This is a genomic window from Pseudomonas sp. C7.1, assembly GCF_056312395.1.
Genome location: NZ_JBWDTL010000002.1, coordinates 402516 through 422624, shown reverse-complemented (window position 1 = coordinate 422624; position 20109 = coordinate 402516). Strand labels below are relative to the sequence as shown.

General features: G+C 61.0%; 35 protein-coding genes, 2 other RNA genes and 1 pseudogene. 35 read left to right on the top strand and 3 right to left on the bottom strand.

What is annotated here, in order from left to right:
• Positions 1 to 182: 182 nt before the first annotated feature.
• Complete coding sequence (locus tag AC0T4W_RS03320; RefSeq protein ID WP_476316039.1) at positions 183 to 848, bottom strand: LexA family transcriptional regulator; 666 nt, start codon at positions 846 to 848, stop codon at positions 183 to 185.
• Positions 838 to 1074 (bottom strand): hypothetical protein, encoded by a 237-nt coding sequence (locus AC0T4W_RS03315; protein ID WP_476316036.1) that lies wholly within the window; start codon positions 1072 to 1074, stop codon positions 838 to 840. The genes AC0T4W_RS03320 and AC0T4W_RS03315 overlap by 11 nt, the downstream gene beginning before the upstream one ends.
• A gap of 2 nt (positions 1075 to 1076) precedes the next feature.
• On the opposite strand from AC0T4W_RS03315, the gene AC0T4W_RS03310 reads away from it, so the two are divergent.
• The 4 genes and pseudogenes from AC0T4W_RS03310 to AC0T4W_RS03295 all read left to right on the top strand — a co-directional run.
• A complete protein-coding gene (locus AC0T4W_RS03310) occupies positions 1077 to 1415 on the top strand; it encodes a helix-turn-helix domain-containing protein (RefSeq protein ID WP_476316033.1) in 339 nt (112 codons plus the stop codon).
• A gap of 2 nt (positions 1416 to 1417) precedes the next feature.
• A complete protein-coding gene (locus tag AC0T4W_RS03305; protein ID WP_476316030.1) occupies positions 1418 to 1855 on the top strand; it encodes a hypothetical protein in 438 nt (145 codons plus the stop codon).
• Positions 1852 to 2220: a hypothetical protein gene (locus AC0T4W_RS03300; RefSeq protein WP_476316027.1), complete on the top strand. Its 369-nt coding sequence runs from the start codon at positions 1852 to 1854 to the stop codon at positions 2218 to 2220. The genes AC0T4W_RS03305 and AC0T4W_RS03300 overlap by 4 nt, the downstream gene beginning before the upstream one ends.
• Positions 2150 to 2509, top strand: a pseudogene (locus AC0T4W_RS03295) (DNA-binding protein); the annotation flags it as partial. The gene AC0T4W_RS03300 and the pseudogene AC0T4W_RS03295, both read left to right, overlap by 71 nt.
• A 100-nt stretch (positions 2510 to 2609) precedes the next feature.
• Here the strand turns inward: AC0T4W_RS03295 and AC0T4W_RS03290 are convergent.
• Positions 2610 to 2903 (bottom strand): hypothetical protein, encoded by a 294-nt coding sequence (locus AC0T4W_RS03290; protein WP_476316084.1) that lies wholly within the window; start codon positions 2901 to 2903, stop codon positions 2610 to 2612.
• An 86-nt stretch (positions 2904 to 2989) separates the two neighbouring features.
• Here AC0T4W_RS03290 and AC0T4W_RS03285 point away from each other — a divergent pair, with 86 nt between their 5' ends.
• The 31 genes from AC0T4W_RS03285 (at position 2990) to AC0T4W_RS03135 (ending at position 20094) form a co-directional block, all read left to right on the top strand.
• Positions 2990 to 5038 carry a DNA-binding protein gene (locus AC0T4W_RS03285; protein ID WP_476316024.1) on the top strand — a complete coding sequence of 683 codons (2049 nt, stop codon included), beginning with the start codon at positions 2990 to 2992 and terminating at the stop codon, positions 5036 to 5038.
• A 17-nt stretch (positions 5039 to 5055) separates the two neighbouring features.
• Complete coding sequence (locus tag AC0T4W_RS03280) at positions 5056 to 5775, top strand: AAA family ATPase (RefSeq protein ID WP_476316021.1); 720 nt, start codon at positions 5056 to 5058, stop codon at positions 5773 to 5775.
• Complete coding sequence (locus AC0T4W_RS03275) at positions 5775 to 6386, top strand: hypothetical protein (protein ID WP_476316018.1); 612 nt, start codon at positions 5775 to 5777, stop codon at positions 6384 to 6386. Before AC0T4W_RS03280 ends, AC0T4W_RS03275 begins: the two co-directional genes overlap by 1 nt.
• A complete protein-coding gene (locus AC0T4W_RS03270; RefSeq protein WP_476316016.1) occupies positions 6383 to 6763 on the top strand; it encodes a hypothetical protein in 381 nt (126 codons plus the stop codon). The genes AC0T4W_RS03275 and AC0T4W_RS03270 overlap by 4 nt, the downstream gene beginning before the upstream one ends.
• Positions 6747 to 7082 (top strand): hypothetical protein, encoded by a 336-nt coding sequence (locus AC0T4W_RS03265; RefSeq protein WP_476316013.1) that lies wholly within the window; start codon positions 6747 to 6749, stop codon positions 7080 to 7082. The genes AC0T4W_RS03270 and AC0T4W_RS03265 overlap by 17 nt, the downstream gene beginning before the upstream one ends.
• Before the next feature lie 10 nt (positions 7083 to 7092).
• Positions 7093 to 7713: a DUF3164 family protein gene (locus tag AC0T4W_RS03260; RefSeq protein WP_476316011.1), complete on the top strand. Its 621-nt coding sequence runs from the start codon at positions 7093 to 7095 to the stop codon at positions 7711 to 7713.
• Position 7714: 1 nt separating this feature from the next.
• A complete protein-coding gene (locus AC0T4W_RS03255) occupies positions 7715 to 7918 on the top strand; it encodes a hypothetical protein (RefSeq protein ID WP_476316008.1) in 204 nt (67 codons plus the stop codon).
• Between the two features lie 2 nt (positions 7919 to 7920).
• A complete protein-coding gene (locus AC0T4W_RS03250; RefSeq protein WP_476316005.1) occupies positions 7921 to 8400 on the top strand; it encodes a hypothetical protein in 480 nt (159 codons plus the stop codon).
• Positions 8401 to 8835, top strand: coding sequence for a hypothetical protein (locus AC0T4W_RS03245; RefSeq protein WP_476316002.1), 435 nt, complete (start codon positions 8401 to 8403; stop codon positions 8833 to 8835).
• A gap of 12 nt (positions 8836 to 8847) precedes the next feature.
• A complete protein-coding gene (locus AC0T4W_RS03240; protein ID WP_476315999.1) occupies positions 8848 to 9066 on the top strand; it encodes a hypothetical protein in 219 nt (72 codons plus the stop codon).
• A gap of 13 nt (positions 9067 to 9079) precedes the next feature.
• The gene (locus tag AC0T4W_RS03235; protein ID WP_476315996.1) at positions 9080 to 9376 is read left to right on the top strand and encodes an HU family DNA-binding protein; all 297 of its coding nucleotides are present in this window, start codon (positions 9080 to 9082) and stop codon (positions 9374 to 9376) included.
• Positions 9375 to 9447, top strand: an RNA gene (locus AC0T4W_RS03230) — hammerhead ribozyme type II. Before AC0T4W_RS03235 ends, AC0T4W_RS03230 begins: the two co-directional genes overlap by 2 nt.
• A gap of 12 nt (positions 9448 to 9459) precedes the next feature.
• Positions 9460 to 10131, top strand: coding sequence for a DUF2786 domain-containing protein (locus tag AC0T4W_RS03225; RefSeq protein ID WP_476315994.1), 672 nt, complete (start codon positions 9460 to 9462; stop codon positions 10129 to 10131).
• Positions 10130 to 10199: hammerhead ribozyme type II (locus tag AC0T4W_RS03220), an RNA gene on the top strand. The genes AC0T4W_RS03225 and AC0T4W_RS03220 overlap by 2 nt, the downstream gene beginning before the upstream one ends.
• Complete coding sequence (locus tag AC0T4W_RS03215; RefSeq protein WP_476315991.1) at positions 10199 to 10480, top strand: hypothetical protein; 282 nt, start codon at positions 10199 to 10201, stop codon at positions 10478 to 10480. Before AC0T4W_RS03220 ends, AC0T4W_RS03215 begins: the two co-directional genes overlap by 1 nt.
• Positions 10477 to 10689 (top strand): hypothetical protein, encoded by a 213-nt coding sequence (locus AC0T4W_RS03210; protein WP_476315988.1) that lies wholly within the window; start codon positions 10477 to 10479, stop codon positions 10687 to 10689. Before AC0T4W_RS03215 ends, AC0T4W_RS03210 begins: the two co-directional genes overlap by 4 nt.
• A complete protein-coding gene (locus AC0T4W_RS03205; RefSeq protein WP_476315985.1) occupies positions 10686 to 11087 on the top strand; it encodes a gp16 family protein in 402 nt (133 codons plus the stop codon). The genes AC0T4W_RS03210 and AC0T4W_RS03205 overlap by 4 nt, the downstream gene beginning before the upstream one ends.
• Positions 11084 to 11515, top strand: a complete 432-nt coding sequence (locus AC0T4W_RS03200) for a Mor transcription activator family protein (RefSeq protein ID WP_476315982.1) — start codon at positions 11084 to 11086, stop codon at positions 11513 to 11515. Before AC0T4W_RS03205 ends, AC0T4W_RS03200 begins: the two co-directional genes overlap by 4 nt.
• 62 nt (positions 11516 to 11577) lie before the next feature.
• On the top strand, positions 11578 to 12129 hold the full coding sequence (locus AC0T4W_RS03195; protein WP_476315979.1) for a DUF4124 domain-containing protein: 552 nt from the start codon (positions 11578 to 11580) through the stop codon (positions 12127 to 12129).
• A 59-nt stretch (positions 12130 to 12188) separates the two neighbouring features.
• The gene (locus AC0T4W_RS03190) at positions 12189 to 12530 is read left to right on the top strand and encodes a hypothetical protein (protein ID WP_476315976.1); all 342 of its coding nucleotides are present in this window, start codon (positions 12189 to 12191) and stop codon (positions 12528 to 12530) included.
• On the top strand, positions 12520 to 13020 hold the full coding sequence (locus AC0T4W_RS03185) for a lysozyme (RefSeq protein ID WP_476315973.1): 501 nt from the start codon (positions 12520 to 12522) through the stop codon (positions 13018 to 13020). The genes AC0T4W_RS03190 and AC0T4W_RS03185 overlap by 11 nt, the downstream gene beginning before the upstream one ends.
• Positions 13017 to 13652, top strand: a complete 636-nt coding sequence (locus AC0T4W_RS03180) for a DNA-packaging protein (protein WP_476315970.1) — start codon at positions 13017 to 13019, stop codon at positions 13650 to 13652. The genes AC0T4W_RS03185 and AC0T4W_RS03180 overlap by 4 nt, the downstream gene beginning before the upstream one ends.
• Positions 13652 to 14020, top strand: coding sequence for a hypothetical protein (locus AC0T4W_RS03175; RefSeq protein WP_476315967.1), 369 nt, complete (start codon positions 13652 to 13654; stop codon positions 14018 to 14020). The genes AC0T4W_RS03180 and AC0T4W_RS03175 overlap by 1 nt, the downstream gene beginning before the upstream one ends.
• Entirely contained in the window at positions 14017 to 14328 is a 312-nt protein-coding gene (locus tag AC0T4W_RS03170) for a hypothetical protein (protein WP_476315964.1), read from the top strand. Before AC0T4W_RS03175 ends, AC0T4W_RS03170 begins: the two co-directional genes overlap by 4 nt.
• 3 nt (positions 14329 to 14331) lie before the next feature.
• Positions 14332 to 14844 carry a DUF3486 family protein gene (locus AC0T4W_RS03165; protein ID WP_476315961.1) on the top strand — a complete coding sequence of 171 codons (513 nt, stop codon included), beginning with the start codon at positions 14332 to 14334 and terminating at the stop codon, positions 14842 to 14844.
• A complete protein-coding gene (locus AC0T4W_RS03160) occupies positions 14841 to 16382 on the top strand; it encodes a hypothetical protein (protein ID WP_476315959.1) in 1542 nt (513 codons plus the stop codon). The genes AC0T4W_RS03165 and AC0T4W_RS03160 overlap by 4 nt, the downstream gene beginning before the upstream one ends.
• Entirely contained in the window at positions 16382 to 17755 is a 1374-nt protein-coding gene (locus AC0T4W_RS03155; protein ID WP_476315956.1) for a DUF935 domain-containing protein, read from the top strand. Before AC0T4W_RS03160 ends, AC0T4W_RS03155 begins: the two co-directional genes overlap by 1 nt.
• Positions 17746 to 17961 carry a hypothetical protein gene (locus AC0T4W_RS03150; protein WP_476315953.1) on the top strand — a complete coding sequence of 72 codons (216 nt, stop codon included), beginning with the start codon at positions 17746 to 17748 and terminating at the stop codon, positions 17959 to 17961. The genes AC0T4W_RS03155 and AC0T4W_RS03150 overlap by 10 nt, the downstream gene beginning before the upstream one ends.
• Positions 17958 to 18746 carry a phage head morphogenesis protein gene (locus tag AC0T4W_RS03145; protein ID WP_476315951.1) on the top strand — a complete coding sequence of 263 codons (789 nt, stop codon included), beginning with the start codon at positions 17958 to 17960 and terminating at the stop codon, positions 18744 to 18746. Before AC0T4W_RS03150 ends, AC0T4W_RS03145 begins: the two co-directional genes overlap by 4 nt.
• 387 nt (positions 18747 to 19133) lie before the next feature.
• A complete protein-coding gene (locus AC0T4W_RS03140; protein ID WP_476315947.1) occupies positions 19134 to 19337 on the top strand; it encodes a Com family DNA-binding transcriptional regulator in 204 nt (67 codons plus the stop codon).
• Entirely contained in the window at positions 19297 to 20094 is a 798-nt protein-coding gene (locus AC0T4W_RS03135; protein ID WP_476315944.1) for a Mom family adenine methylcarbamoylation protein, read from the top strand. The genes AC0T4W_RS03140 and AC0T4W_RS03135 overlap by 41 nt, the downstream gene beginning before the upstream one ends.
• The last annotated feature ends 15 nt before the right edge of the window (positions 20095 to 20109 follow it).

The window sequence follows — 20109 nt, the reverse complement described above, 5'->3', positions numbered from 1 at the left end:
AGTGGGAGTATTGGCACAGGCCGGGAGGCGTGCCGGAAGATGCCGGGTGATGGCGGGCGGCCAGGCATGGTGCGGGGTTAAGGCCGGTAGGCCGTTGGCGGCGGGCCGGAACAGTGCCAAAACTGCAAAACGGCCACCTAGGCGGTTTTTGCGGCGGTTATGGCACAGCTCTAAGCGGCGCATTAAATCAGCCAGCCGCCTGCCCATACCGCGCGGCCGACGATGTGCAGCTCGGCCAGGCGATCCTTGGGGACGATCACCGGCTGGTACTCCTTGTTGTGGCTGATGATGCGCACCGAGCCATCGAAGTCGCGCTGTAGCCGTTTGGCGTACAGGTGGTCATCGAGCAGCACCACATAAACACCCTCACCCTCAAGCGCATTGCGGCTCTGGTCGATCATGACCGTGTCGCCGTCTTCCAGCAGGCCTGTCATCGAGTCGCCATCTACGTGAAGGCACGCCAGGTCAGCGGGCGTCAGGCCCTTCTTGCGCAGGCTATAGCGCGTAAACGACAGCTGCACCAGGACGCGGGAACGCTCATTCCATGCGCCGTTGCCTGCACTGCAGCGGGCGTCGTAGAGGGGTACGAAGGCATAGACATCGTCCTCAACGCATACTTTCTGCTCTAAAACATCTTTAGCGACGTAGCTGCTTCCGTCAGCTAGCCAGTCAAGCGAAACCCCCGCTGCTCTAGCCATCACCCAGGCCCGCTCAATGCTCGGCAGGGAACCACCACTCAAATATTTCCGTACAAGGCTCTCGGATATGCCGCACTTTTTGGCGAATGCATACGGGGTCTGAGCGCCAATAGCTTCCTTTAGCCTGATCTCGAAGCCGTCAAAGTTCATAGGGCTTACCTTGACCAAGAGCCAACGCCCGGTCACTAAAGTCAAACAAACGATAAGCAATTGATTTTATTGGGATTTCTCCAAAGGCAATCAAATTTGCCGGAAAACTAAACATTGACCACTCATATTTGCTTGCAAGCATCTTAATTTGACTGCATTCTTGTGTCGTAAGAAACGTTAAACACCCCAAAAAACCACCCTGCCAGGTGGTTGCAATGGACGCCAAGCATGAACACAGCCGATATCCCCCTTGACCCCGCCCTGCGTTGGGAATGGATCAAGTACCAGCTCCGCACCAACGGTACGTCACTGGCCAAACTCGCCCGAGAGCTGCACGTATCCGGCCCAGCCCTCAAAAACGTGAAGCGTACTGCTTATCCGCGCATGGAACGGGCAATCGCCAAGGCCCTTGACCTGAAGGTCGAGAAGCTCTGGCCGGAGCGTTGGAATGCCGATGGCACCCCAAACCGTATCCGCACCAAGCGCCCAGAAGCTATGCCAGCGCGTATGCAAAAGCATAACCCAGCTTGTGCCCTAGGGCACCGTAAAACCGGCGCGGAGGCCTAGACATGCGCCACGGAAAAGACGACCGCACGTTAGACATCTTCGAAGTACCACGCGCGGTGCTGACCGTGCCGGGCTGCGGCAACTATGCCGCCCAGGTAAGCGAGCTGGTCAGCGAGATGCTGAAAGGCTCCGAGCTGGATCGCTATGAGATTGCCGCCCGTATGTCGCGCCTGAGTGGCGACGACGTGAGCAAGAACATGCTCGACGCCTGGGCCAGCCCGGCACGCACTGACCACAACCTGCCTTTTTATAGAGCGACGCTGCTTGAGGAGGTGTGCGCCAGCCATCTGCTGACCGACTGGCAGGTAGCGCTGCGCGGTGGCCGGGTGGCCTATGGGCGCGATGCCCTGCTGGCCGAACTGGGCCGCCTGGAGCGTACCCGTGATGAGTCGGCGCGCCAGGCGCGGGAACTCAAGCGATTGATGGGAGAGCAGCAATGAGCGAAGAACCTGTAATCACCAGCCCCAAGATGCTTGCAGCGCACGAACGGCGTCTTGCCGAGCAAATGCAGCGCTTGGTTCACCACGCACGCAAGGCTCTAAAAAGACAGGGGCATGACGGCTGGGAGGCTGTGGTGCATCCACTGCAGGCAATGCTTACGTTGGCCCTGCTCGAACGCTGGGGTGCGACTCGTCTTCTGGATGAAGCAACGGCGCTGGCGACTGTCGTCGCGCCGGATATGAGTCTTGACGAGACCGTCCGCGCGGCCTGGGTGGCAGCAGGTAAAACCTTTGATGCCACCAGTATGGTGTGTGGTCTGGTCGCTGCTTATAAGGCTGCGGGTAAGGGTGAAGGCCATGCGTAAGTGGTTCACCGCTCAGGAATTGGCTGGGTTGCCGGGACTGCCGAGCACGCCGCAGGGGGTCAACCTTCGAGCTAAGCGCGAAGGTTGGCCGTCAAAACGTCGCACGGGCACTAAAGCTCGCGAATATGCCTTGCACGTCCTGCCAACAGAAGCGCAGCGCACCGCCGAGCCAGGGGCATTCCAGGCTGATGTTGCACGTCCGGCCGATGAACTGGTCGCGCTGCGTGCTCTGTTGGATTTGGCGCTGGTAGAAGGCTGGGACGCGGCTCGGTTCAAGCAAGTAGCCGGGAAGTTGCTTGCACAAACCAAGAGTGGTGCAACTGACCGACCGCGGATTTATATCCCGCGCGATTCACGTACAGAGCCAGGCTGCGCCCCGTCCCAATGCCTCAATTTATGGTCGGAGGAGCATCTAGGTAAAGCGTCTCCAGTAACTCTGAAAGAAAGTCTTTGGCGGCGCGTGACTCGTATGGTTCGAGGCGATCGCAAGCCGGATGGAGATCAGCAATGAGCGCTGCTGTATCGATCACTCCGTCTCTGTGCAAGCGCATGAGCAAATTGCCTGTCACGAACTTCGCGGCAAAGGCGTTGCGCCGGGCGAAATACAACTGGTCTTCCAAGGTAAGTAGCCACTGCTTGGCAGCTTCCAGTGTGAAGGGTTCGTCGCCTGTTAGCTTTTTCATTGGGGGTTCCTCGGTTGGTGTGGGTTTGGTTGGCACCGTCCAACCTAACCGAGAACTGAGCCCCCGCCTATATAGAGGTGGTGACCATGCGTAAGTGGTTCACCGCCCAGGAACTTGTCGGCTTACCGGGCATGCCAGCATCTGTTAGCGGGCTTATCCGCCTTGCGAAGCGTGAAGACTGGGAGGCGCAACTGCGTCTAGGTCGAGGCGGTGGCCGTGAATACTCCTTCGCAGTGCTACCTGTCGAAACTCAGGCGGGCCTACTGGCGCGCTTGGTGCAGCAGGAACAACCGCAGGCCGATACCGTTCCGAGCGTAGTACATACGCTCAATGTGCCTAAGCGTGATGCCGTTTCAGCGTCACGCTTAAACGATGATCAACGCGATGTGATGGGTGCGCGGGTGGTGCTCATTCGCGAACTTGAGCGCATGAGCCAGATGGTCAGCCAGCAACGGGCCATCATGACCCTGGTCGGCCTGGCCCGTGATGGGCAGCTTAGCCCCTACCTGGCTGAGCGTGTTGAGCGTGCCAACGACCGCAAGAACCCTGACCGCAGCCTCAGTGAGCGCACCCTCAAGCGCTGGCTAGCGGACTTTCGCAAGCATGGCGAGATTGCTCTGGCACCGGCCCGGCGCAAGCCAGATATGAGCATGCCGACCTGGGCCCCAGCTTTCCTCAAACACTACCAGCGTCCACAAAAGCCCAGTGCCGAAGCTGCCTATGCCGCGTTTAGCGCTGAGAATCCAGGCTGCCCGAGCATTCATGCGGTGCGGCGGTTTCTGGCCAAGCTTAGCCCCGAGGCTCGCGAAGCCGGCCGCATGAGCCCGCAGGAGTTGAAGTCGCTCCAGGCATTCCACCGCCTGGGCAGCGACCACCTGTGGCCGAATGATGTATGGGTGGCGGACGGCCATAAGTTCGACGCCGAGGTCATTGACCCGAGAACCGGCAAAGCCTTCCGGCCAGAGATCACCACCTGCCTGGACTGGCGCACCCGCCGCGTCGTGGGCTACGCCATCAACCTGGCCGAGTCGGCGCTGGCCACGCTGGACATGCTGTGCAGCGGCATTGCCCGTTGCGGCATGTTCCGCGAGTTCTACGTGGACAACGGGTCGGGCTTCGACAACGCCCAGGTGCGTGAGGTGATTGACCGCCTGGGTGGTGGCATGACCAACGCACTGCCCTACAACAGCCAAGCCCGTGGCGTTATCGAGCGCTCGCACAGAACCATCCTGGTGCGCCTGGCGAAAGAATTCGACAGCTATATCGGTGCTGATATGGACAAGCAGGCGGGTACTCGCGTGCACCGCATCAGCCGCAAGGCACTCAAGGCCGGTGAGCAGCCGAAAGAAATCCCCACCCTGTTCGAGTTCTGGCCGCGCCTGGCTGCCGCCCTGGATGCCTACAACGACCATCCACACCGTGGCCTGCCGAAAACCCGCGACCCGCAGACCGGAAGGGTGCGCCACCAAACGCCGAACGAAGCCTGGGCCGCAGCCGTGATGGAAGGTTTCGAGCCGCTGACAGCATCGCTTGACCTGGTGACCTCGCTGACGCGGCCGCAAGAAGTGCGGTTTGTTGACCGAGGCCAGGTGCGCATTAACGGCGGCATCTACTTTCTCCAGGATCTGGTGGCCCTGCATGGCGAGCAAGTACGCGTTGCTTGGGATTACCGCGATGCCAAGCAAGTGGGCATTTTCAGCCTGGACGGCGAACACATTGGTGAGGCCGTACTCAACGGCAATGTGCGCCCCGTGTTCACCAAGCTTGAGCGTAAACAGGACACACGCATCAAGGGCCAACTGGCACGACTGGGCACCAAGGGCGAAACGCTCACCGGCAAAGAGGTCGAGGTGCGCGTGATTGAGCGGCCTACCTCCGATGACGGGATTTACCAGCAGCGCCTAGTCGAGGCCAAGGAATACACCGCCCGACTGGGGCAGGCCGAGCCGGAGTTCGTGATTCCCGGCGACTCCATGGCCCGCTACCGCCTCTGGGAAGAACTCGACGGACGCCAGGCCACTGGCGGCGAACTGACCGACGACGAAGCGCGTTGGCACGCCAACTACCCCAAGCACCAAGACTTCAAATCCATTCAACGCATGTATGAATTCGCGGACGAACAGGCCCGCGCTTGACCAAGGGAGCTACAACAATGAGTGTTTCTAAAATCGTACCTTTGACCAATGTGGGCCTGCTGGCCAGCGCCATCGAGCGCGCCATGTTGCGTCCGCAGGGCTTGCCAGGCTTGATCGTGATGTATGCGGCCAGCGGCCTTGGTAAGTCGGTGGCTGCCACCTGGGCGGCGAACCAACACCGCGCGTACTACGTTGAGTGCCGCGACACCTGGACGAAAAAGGCCTTTCTGCTGGCCATCCTTCGCGACATGGGCATCCTGCCAGGACGCACCCTGAGCGAGATGGTTGACCAGATCGCCGAGCAACTCAGCCGCAGCGGTCGCCCGCTGATTGTTGATGACGTGCAGTACCTGCTGGACAAGGCCGCCGCCAACGTCCTGACCGACCTCTATAACGCCAGCCAGGGCACCATCGTGCTGATCGGTGAAGAGCGCGTGCCCGCCAGCCTGGCCAAGCTGGAGCGCCTGCATAACCGCGTGCTGGAGTGGGTACCAGCCCAACCTGCCACGACAGTGGATGTGCAACAACTGGCCCGCGTTAGTTACCCGAAAGTGAGCATGGCTGACGATTTGTTGGCCGACCTGCACCGCGAGGTCAAAGGCTGCCTGCGCCGCGTGGCGGTCAACCTGTACCGCGTCCACAGCGAAGCCCAGGCGCTGGGTCTGAACAGCATGGACTTGGCCACCTGGGCTAAGCGTGGCTGGTACAACGGTCAGCCGCCACGGAGGGGGGTGTAATGGCGACAGGACGCAAGCCCGCTGACCTGCAAATGCTGGGCGGCAAAAGCAACCGCCAGCGCATTTGGGAAGCCCTGCGCGAGTGCCGTGACGGTGCCAGCGTGTACAGCCTGGCCCGAGCAGCAAAGGTTGAAGACGACACCGTGCTGACCTTCCTGCGTTGCCTGATTGCTGGTGGCTACGTGCTGAAGAACGGCAAAACTTACGCTGCTGCGACCTACACCTTGCAAAAGGACGTAGGAGCCGAAGCACCGAAGCTCAACCGCGACGGCACGCTCAACACTCAAGGGCGCGGGGTCGAGGCCATGTGGCGCAGCCTACGCATCCTGCGTGAAGTGGACGCCCGCGACCTGGTGCAGAGCACCCTTGCCTGCGGCGAGGCCGTGAGCCTGAACACGGCCAGGTCTTACCTGCAATGGCTGCATAAAGCCGAGTACCTGGTGCTGGTTGTGGTCGGTAAGCCCGGCACTCCTGCGACCATGGCGCGCTACCGCCTGGCCCATGGTGCAGACACCGGCCCACGACCGCCGATGATCCAGCGCGTTGGTCAGGTGTTCGATCCCAACCTGGGTGAAGTGGTTTATCGCCAGCCAGCCGAGGTGGACGAATGAACGCCGTCCGCCTTGAAGCCTGGGGCGAGCAGCCCCCGCTGTTTGTGCAACTGCTGGGGGCCGAGGTGGCCCGCAGCAACATGACCAAAACCGGTCAGCGCATCGGCATGAGCCGCACCGCTGTAAGCCTGGTGCTCGCCAACCGCTACCCATCACCCAGCACGGCTGGCGTTGAACGCCGCGTAATGGATGTGCTGGGCCGTTTGGACTGCGTGGCCCTGGGCGAGGTTGTCACCAGCGCGCAGTGCCAAAGCTACCGCGAAAAAGCAGCGCCAACCCACAACCCCAGCGCGATGCAGCACTGGCGCGCCTGCCAGTTCTGCGCAAACAACCCCACCTGCACCGCCCAGGAGAACGCCCATGCACGCATCCACTGAACGGCCGTTGAAAGTGCTTACCAAGGACCACCGCGCCCAGGTCGCCAACTTCAACCAAGCCTGCCGCGAATTACAGCGCCAGGGCGTACGCCTGCACCGCATTGACCTGCAGGGCAACCGCCTGGAAATCGACCACGAAGCCGGCCGCCGTCTGGTGAGCCAGCGCCAGGTGCTTGGGCTCACACGCCGCGCAACGGCGGGCAGCACCGCCTTCACCGCGCTGTTTCAGGGCGTATTTCTGGAATGGCGCGAACCCATTAGCTACCGCGACAACCTGAACACCGCCGCCCCGGCTGGCATCGACCTGACTTTTCACTGAGGACAATTACATGCAAGCACAACAAATTCAGATCCCCGAAGGCTGGGTGCGCAACGCCGTAGGCGGCTTGGTGCACGAAACCGAGATCCGAGAGCAGGACAAGCTGCGCGATGGAGTTGTGACCGAAATCGCCACCATGGCAGTGACCCTTAGCGCCGCACTCAAGGTGCTGAAAGCCAAAGCCCTGGCTGATATTGATGACCTCATCAGCATCGCGGGCGAGAAGTACGACATGAAGCTTGGCGGGCCGAAGGGCAACGTCACGCTCACGAGCTTTGATGGCAGCTACAGGGTGCAACGGGTCTCCGCAGACCGCATCACCTACACAGAGGAAATGGAGGTCGCCAAGGCCAAGGTATTCGAGTGCATCCGCTCCTGGAGCGATGAATCGAACAAGCACCTGGTCACCATCGCTACCAATGCATTTCGCCTCAATCGCCAGGGCGAAATCAGCGTTTCCCGCGTTGCCGAAATGATGCGGATAGAGATCGATGACCCCGAGTGGAAAAAGGCCATGGAGGCGGTCAAGGACAGCCTGGCCGTATCTGGCAAAGCGATCTATGTCCGAGTGCAGGAGCGCCAGAAAGACGGGGCTTACAAGACGGTCAGCCTTGATATTGCGGGGGTGTGAGATGGGACTTCTGACGAAAATGACCTGGCCGAGCACCTCTTTGCTCAATCTGCTTGATGACGCTGAAAAAAGCGAGGCGGATGTCTTCGACGTAGTGCACCTGGAGTTGAACAGCGGTAGCGATTACCTAGTGACGGTTATCACTGGCCCGAAGGCTGAGAAAGCGGCCGAATTGCTTGAGCGCCTGCGTTCCGAGGAGGACTAAACATGAGCTTGGAATACATCCGCACCAACTACCACGTCGCGGCCAAAAAAGGCGGCCGGGTCAATGCCTACGGCAAGCCTGGAACGATTACCGGCGCCAGCGGCTCGCACTTGCTGATCAAGCTGGACGGTGAGAAGCACAGCAACCCGTACCACCCACGTGATGGTATCGAATACCTGGATCAAGCCGTCGAGCCTAAGCCCAGTACCGCCAAAGTCATCGCCTATTGCTTCGCCTCCGGGCACATCCAGTTCGGCTCGTCTGTGCCCGATGGAGCCATCGGAATCGCCACGGGCACAGACCAAAAGGTCCGCGACACCATCGAGGTCACGGCGCGCTTATCTCGTCACGACAACGAAACGCTGTTCGTGCCTGGTGTCCCTGAGGCAGCGAGTCAGCGTGAAGGGATGACCGCTCTTGCTCGCTACATCCAGTACCTGGGCGAACGCAATGGGCCGGGTTTCCGGGCGCTGGGGGCTTGAATGCAGCGCTACAACGAAACTCACAACCATCCACTGCCGGAGCGTTCCGCGCATCTGGAAAACGAGGCACTGCGCATTGAACAGGCCACCGAGGCGTTTCTGGCCAAGGGCGGAAAGATCGAGCAGATCGGCTACCAGATGAGCGATGCGCCAGCGGTATTCGTCATCAACGCCGAGAAGACGCCTGTCTACGCCCACCTGTTCCAGGCGGCACCAGCATCAACGGCACCTGCAACGGTTGAGCCTGCTAAGCCGCAGCCTGAACCAGCACCAGATACGGCCAGCGACCTAGAAACCAAGCAGGCCGCGCAGATCATGGCGCGCGCCGCCCTGGGCGAACCGCCGAAGTGGATCGCCAAGCAGCTGCACATGACCGAAAAGACCGTGCGCCAAAGGGCTCGCGATTATCACATCAGCTTCAAACACCAACGCTAGGAGGCCCACGCCATGGCTCAACACACCATCACCATCAACGACCTGGACGGTGGCATTTCCATCCGTCACGAAGGCAGCGGCGAAGAAACGGCAGCGGCGCTGCTCGCCAAAGGCCTGGTCGAGGTCGCCCAAGGAATATTGAACAAGGCAGCCAAGCGGCCGTGCCAGTGCCCGAAGTGCCAGGCCAAGCGCAATGCAACTACCACCGAACCCAAACCAACCCTGCACTAAGCGAGGAATCACCATGCAACTGACGCAAAAAGACCTGATCGACACCATCACCCAGGAAGTGGGTGTAAGCGGTACGCCGATCAATAAAACCCAAGTCGAGGCGGTGCTTAACCGTCTGTCCATCATCGCCACCCGCACCCTTAAAGCCGGGAGCGACGTGCCGCTGCCCGGTCTCGGCAAACTCAAGGCCAGCCAGCGTGCCGCCCGTACTGGTCGCAACCCGGCAACCGGCGCGGCCATCGAGATCCCGGCCAAAGTCACGGTCAAGCTGGCCACCGGCAAAGCCCTGGAGGACGCACTGAACCCCTAAGCGAAACCGCCCCGGCCTAGCCGGTGGTGGTCTGCCCAGCGTGGTTGCTGGGTACTGATGAGCAGCCGAGTACGGAGAGCAACATGGATCACAAGAAAGCCCTGGACAAGATCAAGAAGTGCTTGAGCCTGGCCAATAGCAGCAACCCGCACGAAGCCGCTGCAGCAATGCGCCAGGCCCGCGCGCTGATGGAGAAGTACCAGCTCGAACAGTCGGACGTGGACATGATCGACATCGAGGAGCACGGCACCCGGAGCGGCTCGAAAATGAAGCCCGTGCAGTGGGAGGCGAACTTGGCCGGCACGGTGGCTAAAGCCTATGCCTGCCGCCTGCTGTTTATGGCTGGACTCGGTGAGTGGCGCTTTATCGGTGAAATGGCCGAGCTGGCCAGTTACACGATGGCAGTGTTGCTACGTCAGGTACGCCAGGCGCGTCGCGACTACATCGGCACGGCGCTCAAGCGCTGTAAGTCGACAACCAAAACCAAGCGCGCCGATCAGTTCTGCGAGGCCTGGGTGTGGGGAGTCAGCTCCAAGGTCTCCGAGTTCGCAGGGGCTGAGCCATCGCCTGCCGCTGATGCGTACATGCTCAAGCACCACCCCGAGATCGAGAAGGGCAAGACGGTGGATCGCAATGCCAAAACTAAGGCTTTGAGCCAGCGCGCCATGGACGATGCAGCTGCTGGGTTATGTGCTGCCAGCGATGTACAGCTTAACCATGGTGTCCAGGGGCAAGCGCCACTAGCACTGCACTAAGCGAAACCTCGCCCACCAGGGCGACGGTCTGCCGGGTGTGGTTGCCCGGTACTGATGAGCAGCCAAGATGAGTAAGACAAAACGGACGGAGCGCATCCGCAAGCAGGATGCCGACCGCCAACAGGACAAGCGCAACCGCGACGCGGCGCATCGAGAGCGTGTGGGCGCGGAAGTGACAAAACTGACCACCTACCGGGGCACCCGTGCCGACTGGGCGCTGATGCAGCAGGTTGGTGAGTATGAGGAAGTCGAGGAAGTGATAACGCTTATGACCCGCTACATGGCGGGCATGGCCAGGCGCGACCCGCAGGCATTCCGCGATGCCATGAACCCGAGGAACCCGGTATGAATGTTCAACCTGCCGATTATGCGACGCCCACTCAACGAGCCGCCTGGTATGGCCCGGAAAAGCTATGCAGCAAGTGCAGTGAATACTGGCCTGCTGACGAAGAGTTCTTTTTCCGGGAAACGCGGAGAAAGGACGGCTTAGCCGCCCATTGCAAGGCGTGTTACTACGAAACTCCGTCAGTTCTGAAGCGTCGCGGGCGGCTGCAATGAGCCTGGCTAAAATCCATATTGCCAAGCAGCAGCTCGGCCTCGATGACGACACCTACCGGGCGTTGCTGTTTCGCATTGCCCGCGTGCGTTCGGCAAAAGACCTGGACAAGCGTCAGACCAGTGAGGTTCTGGCCGAGTTTGAGCGCCTGGGCTTTAAGCCAGCCCCTGCGAAGAAAGCCCGACGCGCAGCCCCCAAGCCAGCACCTGACCGTGCCGCCCAGGTATCCAAGATCGAGGCCTTCCTAGCCGAAGCTAATCGCCCCTGGAGCTATGCCGATGCGATGGCCCTGCGCATGTTCAAGGTTGAGCGTGTCGAGTGGTGCGACGCCGACCAGCTGCGCCGCCTGATTGCTGCACTGACCTACGATGCCAAACGCCACGGGAGGCCTGTACAGTGAATATTGAGCAGGTACGCGAGTTGTTGCCGGAGACTGTCCGCCGTATTGCCGACATTGCAGGGCTACCAGCGGCGATGAAGCTGGTAGACGAAATTGGCGGCACGTCCTGGTTCTTTGCCAAAGGCTTTGGCCCATCGGGGCAGGCGCGGGTTGCCGCCTTGGCCGATATTGTGGGCGAAGAGGCCGCGCAACGGCTGACACAACTCATGCCAGAGCGTGATGATGTGTACATTCCCCGGTGTGACGTGGCACTACGCCGGTTGCGCGATCTTGAAATGCATCGCCAGTTTGAACAGGCTGTGCGTGACGGTGTTTCCGCTAATACGGTGGTTGCAGAGCTCGCCCGCACGTATCGTCTGAGTGATCGCCGCGTCTGGATTATTCTCAAGCAGCCTTTGAGCAGCAGCCAATCAGGGTTGTTCGATTAGCCGCCTGCTTGGGTTGCGAGGGGTCTCGCGTTAAAGTTGCATTGACTGTTAAGGAGGGAACCATGCGTCTATTGCTTGCTCTACTGTGCTGTACAGCGCTGCCGGCTCAAGCGGCCACCGTGTTCAAATGTGTGGATGCTTCAGGAAAAGTGACATTTACTCAGCAGCAGTGCCCGGACGGAAAGGTGCTGGCCGATGTGGTGCGGGCTCACAATGCTGCCCCCAGTGGTAGCAGCACACCGTCAACGATGGCACCGGAGCCAGGCAGTCGGCGAGACTTACTGCGCCAGGAGTTCAAGCAACTGGCCGATGATATGCGAGCCCCCCGGCCTACCTCTGGAGGGGTTACGGTGGTGGGTGGATCAGTCGCGCCGCCCCCTTGCTCTACAGGGTTGTCTGATCGCGATCTACGCACCGCGAAAGTGCGTGGCGAGGTGGTGCCTGGCATGACTCGCAAGGATGTGGAAAGCATGTATGGCAAGCCCAACAATGATGGCGCGCAGGGTGCCGGTAGCAGCACCTACTGGAAAGATAAGTACCTTGCTGTCACTCACGTAAGTTATGACAGCAATGGTTGTGCACGCTCCAGCTATCAATCCGGCCATAAACCCTAGCCGCACCGCTGAACCCCATCCTCTAAAGCCTCCCCTCTCATGCCGCCGACTATGGCGGCATGAACATTCAAGCCCCCGTATCCCAGCCCAACCCGCGCGACCTGGCCGCCGCCATTCTGGCCGAGCCGGTGTTGGCGCAGCGCCAATTGATGATGGAGCGCTGCCCAGCCGAGTTGCGGCCGTTGGTAGAGGAATACGTGCGGATTGGCTTTGCCAAGGTCAAGAGCTACCGGGCACACATCGACCGTCGCGCGCAAAGCGCACGCGAAACGCCACCAGCGGCCCCCCGTCGCGAAGCCAAAAACAGCGTCATTCACCACACCAGTTCCGCGCCTGAGTTCGGCAATCAGCGCCTGGCCGAGCTACGCGCGCTGATCGGAGGTGCACCCCGTGGGCATTAAAAGCCGCATCGCGCTGGCAATCGTTGCCGCCACACCCGTTGTCGCCCATTACGAAGGTCGCAACCTGCTGGCGTACCTCGACCCTGTAGGCATCCCGACAATCTGTGAGGGCTGGACGTATGGCGTGCGCCTTGGCGACGTGGCGACAGATGCCGAGTGCGACCAGAAAACCCAGCTCGCGCTCCAGGAGGCAGCGGAGGTTTTTGAACGCTGGGTGCCCATCAAGGTTATCGCGAGCATGGATATCAAAAGCATCGCGGCCTTTCTGTCCTTTATCTACAACGTCGGCCCCGGCAAACCGGGCGTAAAAGACGGCTTTGTCTGGCTCAAGAGTGGCCGCCACTCGACCCTGCTGCTGCATCTGCAGGCTGGCCGTATCCAGCCAGCCTGCGCACAGCTCAGTTACTGGGTGAGCGCCGGTGGTCGCAAACTGGGTGGGCTAGTGCTTCGCCGTGCGGCCGAGCGCAAGCTTTGTGAGGCGGGCCTATGAGCGCTTTCAGCTCGACCTGGTTCAAGGCAGGCTTGGGGCTTGGCCTATTACTTCTTGCACTCTCGTTCTTTCTGTCAGCTCTGCAAGATGCCTACGACCAGGGGCATGCCCAAGCCAAAAGTGACGGCGCGCTGGCCCTAGAACAGCTGCGTCTGGAGCATGCAGGGGCGCAACTTGATATGACCCGCCGCGCTGCCGCCAGTGCCAAAGCAGCCGCCAAACGCCTGCAGGAAGAGCAAGCCCACAACGACAAGCTAGCCGCCGACCTGGCCGAGCAGCAGCGCACCCACCGAAAAACCACAGACCGCCTTACAGGGGAGATTGCCCGTGTTAACGACCTCTATCGTGACGCCCTCGACGCGCCGCCTAAGCCTCTGCCTGCTTGCGTGTTCACTGCTGGTTGGGTGCGCGTTTATGACGAAGCAACCGGAGCCGCCGCCCCCGGAATGCCCACGGCCTCAGATACCGGCCGAGCTGCTGCGCAAGTCGCCGAAGGCCGAGCCGCTGAGCAACTCGATTCAGGCATCAGCCAGCGCGACGTCCTGGAGCACCACACTCGCTACGCCGAGCAGTGCCGCAACACCGCCGCGCAGCTTGACCTTCTGATTGATGCCGTACAGGAGACGCACTGATGCAAATGGATTTAGGCACCGCCGCCACGTTGATGGGTGTGTTCGCCACGATCATCACCGGGCTGGTCAAGTTGCTGCTCTGGCAGTTCGAGAAGCGTCTTGGTGAGCGTTTCGCTGGCCAGGATGAGGCGCGAAAGATCGCCAGCCAACACTGGGAAGATAGCTTCGCCAAGGTATTGCAGCGTCAGGACAAGGACGCGGAAGCATTGCAGAAACTGGACCGCGCGTTCCTCCACTTCAAGGCTGAACTGCCGCTGGAATATGTCCGGCGCGAGGATTGGGTGCGTGGCCAGTCTGTGATCGAGGCCAAGCTGGATGGCTTGGCGCTCAAGTTTGAAAACATCCTGCTCAAAAGGAACGCGCAATGATCGATGCAGCCAAAGCACGCCGGGAAACCCTGCGCTGGTACATCCTGCTGACCCTGAATACCTCGCGCCCGGTTGACCCGCATGAGGCGGTGGTGCTGTCTACCATCCAGGGAATCTATCCAGACGCCACGCAGCTGGAGCTGCGCCGCGAGCTGGACTACCTGCACGACCGCCGCCTGGTAACGCTGAAGAAACAGCCGTCCGGCCCGTGGGTCTGTGGCCTGACCCACTATGGAGTGGATATCGCCGAGTACACCATCGAATGCAATGCAGGCATTGCTCGCCCGGAAAAATACTGGAGCGCTTGACCTATGCCACCTAGAAGCAAGGTGCTGGCGCTCCCGCCCGAGGTAAAGGCGTGGCTTGACCAGGCGTTGATCGAGAACAATTTCAGCCAATACGAGCTGCTGTCCTCTGCCTTGGCTGAGCGCGGCCACAGCATCGGCAAATCAGCGCTGCACGAATATGGCCAGAACTTCGAAGGCCGCCTGGCCGCGTTGAGGACAGCCAGCGAGCAGGCAAAAGCCATGGTAGCGGCCGCCCCTGATGATGAGGGTGCAGTCAACGAAGCGTTGATGCGCCTGGTGCAGGAACAGATTTTCAACAGCCTTATGGCTCAGGACGGCAAGGTCGATCTGGCGAAGATGGCCAAGGCCGTGGCCGAGCTGGGCCGCGCATCCGTTGTGCAGAAAAAATGGCAAGCCGAGGTGCGTGAGCGTGCCGAAGTCGCCGCTAATGCCGTGGAGAAGATCGCCAAAAAAGGAGGCCTCACCGCCGATACCGTGGCCGAGATGCGCCGTGAGATCCTTGGGGTGGCCAAGTGAACCTTGCCGAGCAAATCCCCAATACCGCCGACCTGGATGTGCCGGCCGTCCTGCTGCCGTACCAGCAGGAGTGGCTCGCCGAGCAAGGCCCGCTGGTGGTCATCGAGAAAAGCCGGCGCACCGGCCTCACCTGGGCCGAAGCGGCAGACGATGTGCTGCTGTCCGCCTCGGCCAAGGACGCGGGCGGGATGAATACCTACTACATCGCCTACAACCAGGACATGACCATTGAGTACATCCAGGCCTGTGCAATGTGGGCGCGGATGTTCAACCACGCCGCCAGCGAAATTGAGGAAGGCATCTGGGAGGATGGCGACAAGCACATCAAAACGTTCGGCATTGCCTTCCCAGGCAGCGGCCACCGTATCGTGGCGCTGACCAGCCGGCCGTCCAACCTGCGCGGTCGACAAGGTCGGGTGGTGCTCGATGAGGCGGCATTCCACGAACAGCTTGATGAAGTGCTAAAAGCCGCCCTGGCGCTGCTGATCTGGGGCGGCCAGCTGCGCGTTATCTCGACCCATAACGGGGTGAAGAACGCCTTTAACACCCTGATTCAGGACATCCGCGCGGGTAAGCGCAAGGGCGTGGTGCAGCGCATTACCTTTCGCGATGCGGTGGCCCATGGGCTGTACCGGCGCGTGTGCATGCGCCTGGGTAAAGAGTGGACGCAGGCCGCCGAGGACGCCTGGGTCGCTGATGTGTATGCGTTCTATGGCGACGGTGCGGCCGAGGAGCTGGATTGCATCCCGGCCGAGTCGGCAGGCGCTGCACTGTCGCGCGCCCTGGTCGAGTCGCGCATGGTCGAAGCGCCAGTGGTGCGCCTGAAAATGCCGGATGAGTTCACCCACTGGGATGAGCGCCTGCGTGAGGCCGAGATTCGTGACTGGTGCGAGCGCGAGCTGCTGCCCCTGCTCAAGCTACTCGATCCGCAGCAGCTGCATGCCTTTGGTGAAGACTTCGGCCGTACCGGCGACCTGACTGTGATCGCGCCCTATGCGGTCGGCCTCGATCTGCGTTGCCGTGTGCCGTTCCTGGTCGAGCTGCGCAATATGCCGTATCGCCAACAGGAACAGGTGCTGTTCTACATCGTCGACCGCTTACCACGCCTGATGGGTGGGGCCATGGATGCCACCGGCAACGGCGGGTATCTGGCCGAAGCCGCTGGCCACCGTTATGGCGGCTGCATCCAGCAAGTGAAGCTCTCCGACCGCTGGTATATGGACAACATGCCAGCGTTTAAGGCGGCTTTTGAGGACGCCTTGCTGGAGATACCGCGCGATGCCCTGGTGCTCGATGACTTGCGAGCGCTGCAGATGATCGACGGCATCCTCAAGCTCGGTAAGAGCCGCACCCAGGGCGAAGGTGGCCAGCGCCACGGCGACGCCGCGATTGCTTTGGCACTGGGTTATGCCGCCACACGTCTTGAAGTTGAAAGCTATGGCTATGAACCCGTGCGCCCTGACCGCAACAACAAACCCGGATTCGATGATGACAACGCCGACCCGGTGAATACCTGGGCGGCTGGAGGTGTTCTGTAATGGATGAGTCGCCAATCCTGGACGCGAGCGGTAAGCCGTTCCCGAAAAAGTCCATGCTGCAAGAGGTGATCCAGGCCACTACAACCGGCGTTCACCAGGCCTGGGGCGTTGATTCGGTATCGTCGTCGCTCGACCCGGCGCGCCTGCGCACCATCCTGCAGAACGCTGCTACCGGCGACATCCTGGAGTACCTGGTACTCGCCGAAGAGATGGAAGAGAAAGACCTGCACTATGCCTCGGTGTTGGGCACCCGTAAGCGGGCTGTAGCGGGCGTGCCGGTCAGTGTTGAGGCCGGTGGCGAGGATGCCCGGTCAGAGGAAATCGCCGACGCTGTGCGCAAGCTGGTAGATGCCCCGGAGTTTTCCGACCTGGTGAGCGATCTGCTCGATGGTTTGGGTAAAGGCTTCTCGGCTGTAGAGCCCGGCTGGGAGCTGAAAGGCGAGCAGCTGTGGCCGGTGAAATACGATCACCGTGACCCGCGCTGGTTCCAGTTCGACAAACTGACCGGCCGTAAGCTGCTGATCCGTGAGGAAGCCGGCGAAGGTCGCGAGATTCCGCCCGGCCGGATGATTATCCATATCCCCAAGTTAAAGTCGGGCCTGCCGATCCGTGGCGGGTTGGCGCGCCTGGTGGCCGTGTCGTATATGTGCAAGGCATTCAGCCTCAAGGACTGGATGCGCTACACCGAGCTGTTTGGCATGCCGCTGCGCATTGGCCGCTATGGCCCAGGTGCTAAGCCGGACGATATTGCCGTGCTACGTCGCGCAGTGGCCCAGCTCGCCGCCGACGCGGCGGCCGTGCTGCCGAAAGAAATGCTCATCGAGTTTCAGGAGATCGCCAACTCAACAGGCGGTGCCGAACTGTTCGCGCGCCTGGCCGAGTGGCTGGACAGGCAAGTCAGTAAGGCCGTACTCGGCCAGACCATGACCACCGATGATGGGTCGAGCCAGAGCCAGGCCACCGTGCACAACGATGTGCGCCTCGACATTCTCAAGGCCGACGCCAAGCAACTGGCCGCAACGATCAACCGCGATCTGGTGCGCGTGTTTGTCGATCACAACTTCGGCCCTCAGGAAAACTACCCGAGCGTCGCATTCCAGGTCACAGAGCCAGAGGACTTGAAGGCCCTGGCCGATGCCCTGACGCCGTTTATTGATCGCGGTCTGCAAGTCGAGCAGTCGGCGATTCTGGGGCGGTTCGGCCTATCCGCCCCGGCTGATGGCGCGCAGCTGCTCAAGCCTACGGGCCAGCAGCCAGTTGCAGCACCTGCCCTCAATACCGAACAGCGCTGCAGCTGCCCAGCGATGCGGTGGCCACCGCCAGGCGCTCAACCAGGAACAGAAAGCCCCGCGACAGCCTGGACATGCTTGTAGATGAGGCGGCCGCCGACTGGGTGCCTGTGATGCGGCCGGTGCTTGATCCGGTGTTGCAGTTGGCCAAGGACTCTGACGACTTCGATGCCTTCCGCGCTGGCCTGGCCGGCTTGCTTGAGCAGATGGACGATAGCGTCTTGATCGAGCAGCTCGCCCGCGCGGCCTTTAAGGCGCGCGGCCAAGGCGATGCAGGCGACGCACTGTGAGTGGCCCAACCAAGGAGCATGTGCCCGTACCAGTGCCAAAGGATGCGCTGGAGTACTTCCGCGCCAAGGGTATCAAGGTCGGCTTTGATCACCGCGACGTATGGGCCGAGGAACACGCCACGTCCTGGACGGTGGCCAAGGCCATGCGCCTGGACATCCTGGAAGCGATCCGCTCGCACGTCGATGAAATGATCGAGTCAGGTCAGGCCTTTGCCCAGTTCAAGCGTGAGTTGCAGCCGCTGCTGGAGAAGCTGGGTTGGTGGGGCCGTGGTGAGCTTCTCGATCCGCTGAGTGGCGAAACCCGCGAGGTGCAACTGGGCAGCCCGCGCCGCCTGCGCACCATCTATGACGTAAACCTGCGCCAGGCTCATGCGGCCGGCCAGTGGCAGCGCATCGAGCGCACCACGGCAACGCAGCCTTATTTGCTGTACCAGTTGGGGCCAAGCCGCGAGCACCGGCCAGAGCATGTGGGCTGGGCCGGGATCATCCTGCCAGCTGACCACCCGTGGTGGCAGTCGCACTTTCCACCCAACGGCTGGGGCTGCAAGTGCTGGGTGCGCCAGATCAGCAAGCGCGAGGCCGAGCGCCTTATTGGCACTGGCAAGTACATGACCGAAGCGCCCGACCTGGGCATGCAGGAGTACATAAACCAACGCACCGGCCAGGTAGTCAGCGTGCCCAAAGGCATCGAGCCAGGCTGGGACTACAACCCCGGAGCCGTGTCCAGGAAGGCCAGAGCACAGCAGCTCCTGGAAGAAAAACAGCCGGAAACTAACACCGCCTAAAACGCCGTCTAAGCGCTGTTTGGCGGCGAGGGAGCCACCAAGGTGTGGGGTTGGTGGCGTTTTGCGTTTCTAACGGGGGTCTAACGCCCCTTGTGATCGTTCAGGCGAGAGACGCTGGTATGCAATATCGAAGGAACACGCCTCGCACTTGCTGGGCGAACTAAAGGAGAACGCAGTATCGGGGGACGCCTTGAGTGGCGTGAAGAACAACTAGAAAGGCTGGCCGCCCTTAGCGGCCATAAGAAAGGGCCGACCGGCCGAGGTGTTCCACCACCTTGGCCGGCCGCCGAACCGCAGAACCAGCCTGCAAGCCCAGCTAAGGCCCCCGCCTCGTCGACGAAGCGCGGGCAAATTAACACTGTTTAGACATACAGTTAAAGGCTTGCCGTGATTGATATTCGCTGCGGTGGCTGTGGCCGTTTACTGGCCAAAGCCGCTGGCTTCACTTTGTTGCAAATCAAGTGCCCGCGTTGCCGGGTCATCAATAGTCAGACAGCCGTGAGCTGCCCGAATCCAGAGCGCCTTAGAGCGCCTCGATCCGAGGTAGCTCATGGCGACAAAGAAAGACCATCACCCAGCCCAGCCGGGTGAGTACACACCGCCGACCACTGACCAGGTCGGCTATTTCAATGGCCAGTTGGCGCTTGCAGGCTTTGGATGCAGCGCCTTCTATATCGCGTTGATCCCGCGCGCCGAGGCAAACCGCATCATCATTGCCAATCACTATTCAGGCCGCATCGTTATGAACTCCTATATCCACTTAGGGGTATGGGTCGAGGGCGTGATGCGCGGCGTGTTGCAGTTTGGCTATGCGCTAAACCCGGTGGCCGGTGCGCAGAAGATCGTGGCAGGCACCCAGGTTGATCAGTACCTGGAGCTAAACCGTATGTGGCTGGATGACATAGCACCGCGCAACAGCGAAAGCCGCGCCCTGAGCTATGCGTTCAAGTTCATCAAGCGGGCCTGCCCAAAGGTGGCCTGGGTGCAATCGTTTGCTGATGAGCGCTGTGGTGGCTGGGGCGTGGTGTACCAGGCGGCCAATTTCCTGTACCTGGGCCACCACCGCACCAGCTTCTATGAGCTGGACGGTGAGGCCTATCACCCAATGCTGCTCACTGCGCACAAGAAGGCTGGCCAGCGTGGGGAGTACTTGCGGGGCAATTTGCACCGTGCTGTGCGCCGGAACTTGTTGCAGTTCCGTTATATCTATCTGATCAAGCCAGGCTGGCGAGCCAGGTTCAAGAAAACCCCGCTGCCATACCCGAAGCCTGGGCAGCCCTTGCCGGATCGCAGACGGCGTAACGCCCCGCTTACCAGCCCTAGCCAGTTACTGAACCCCTTCCTCTAATCCCGCCCCCGTCAT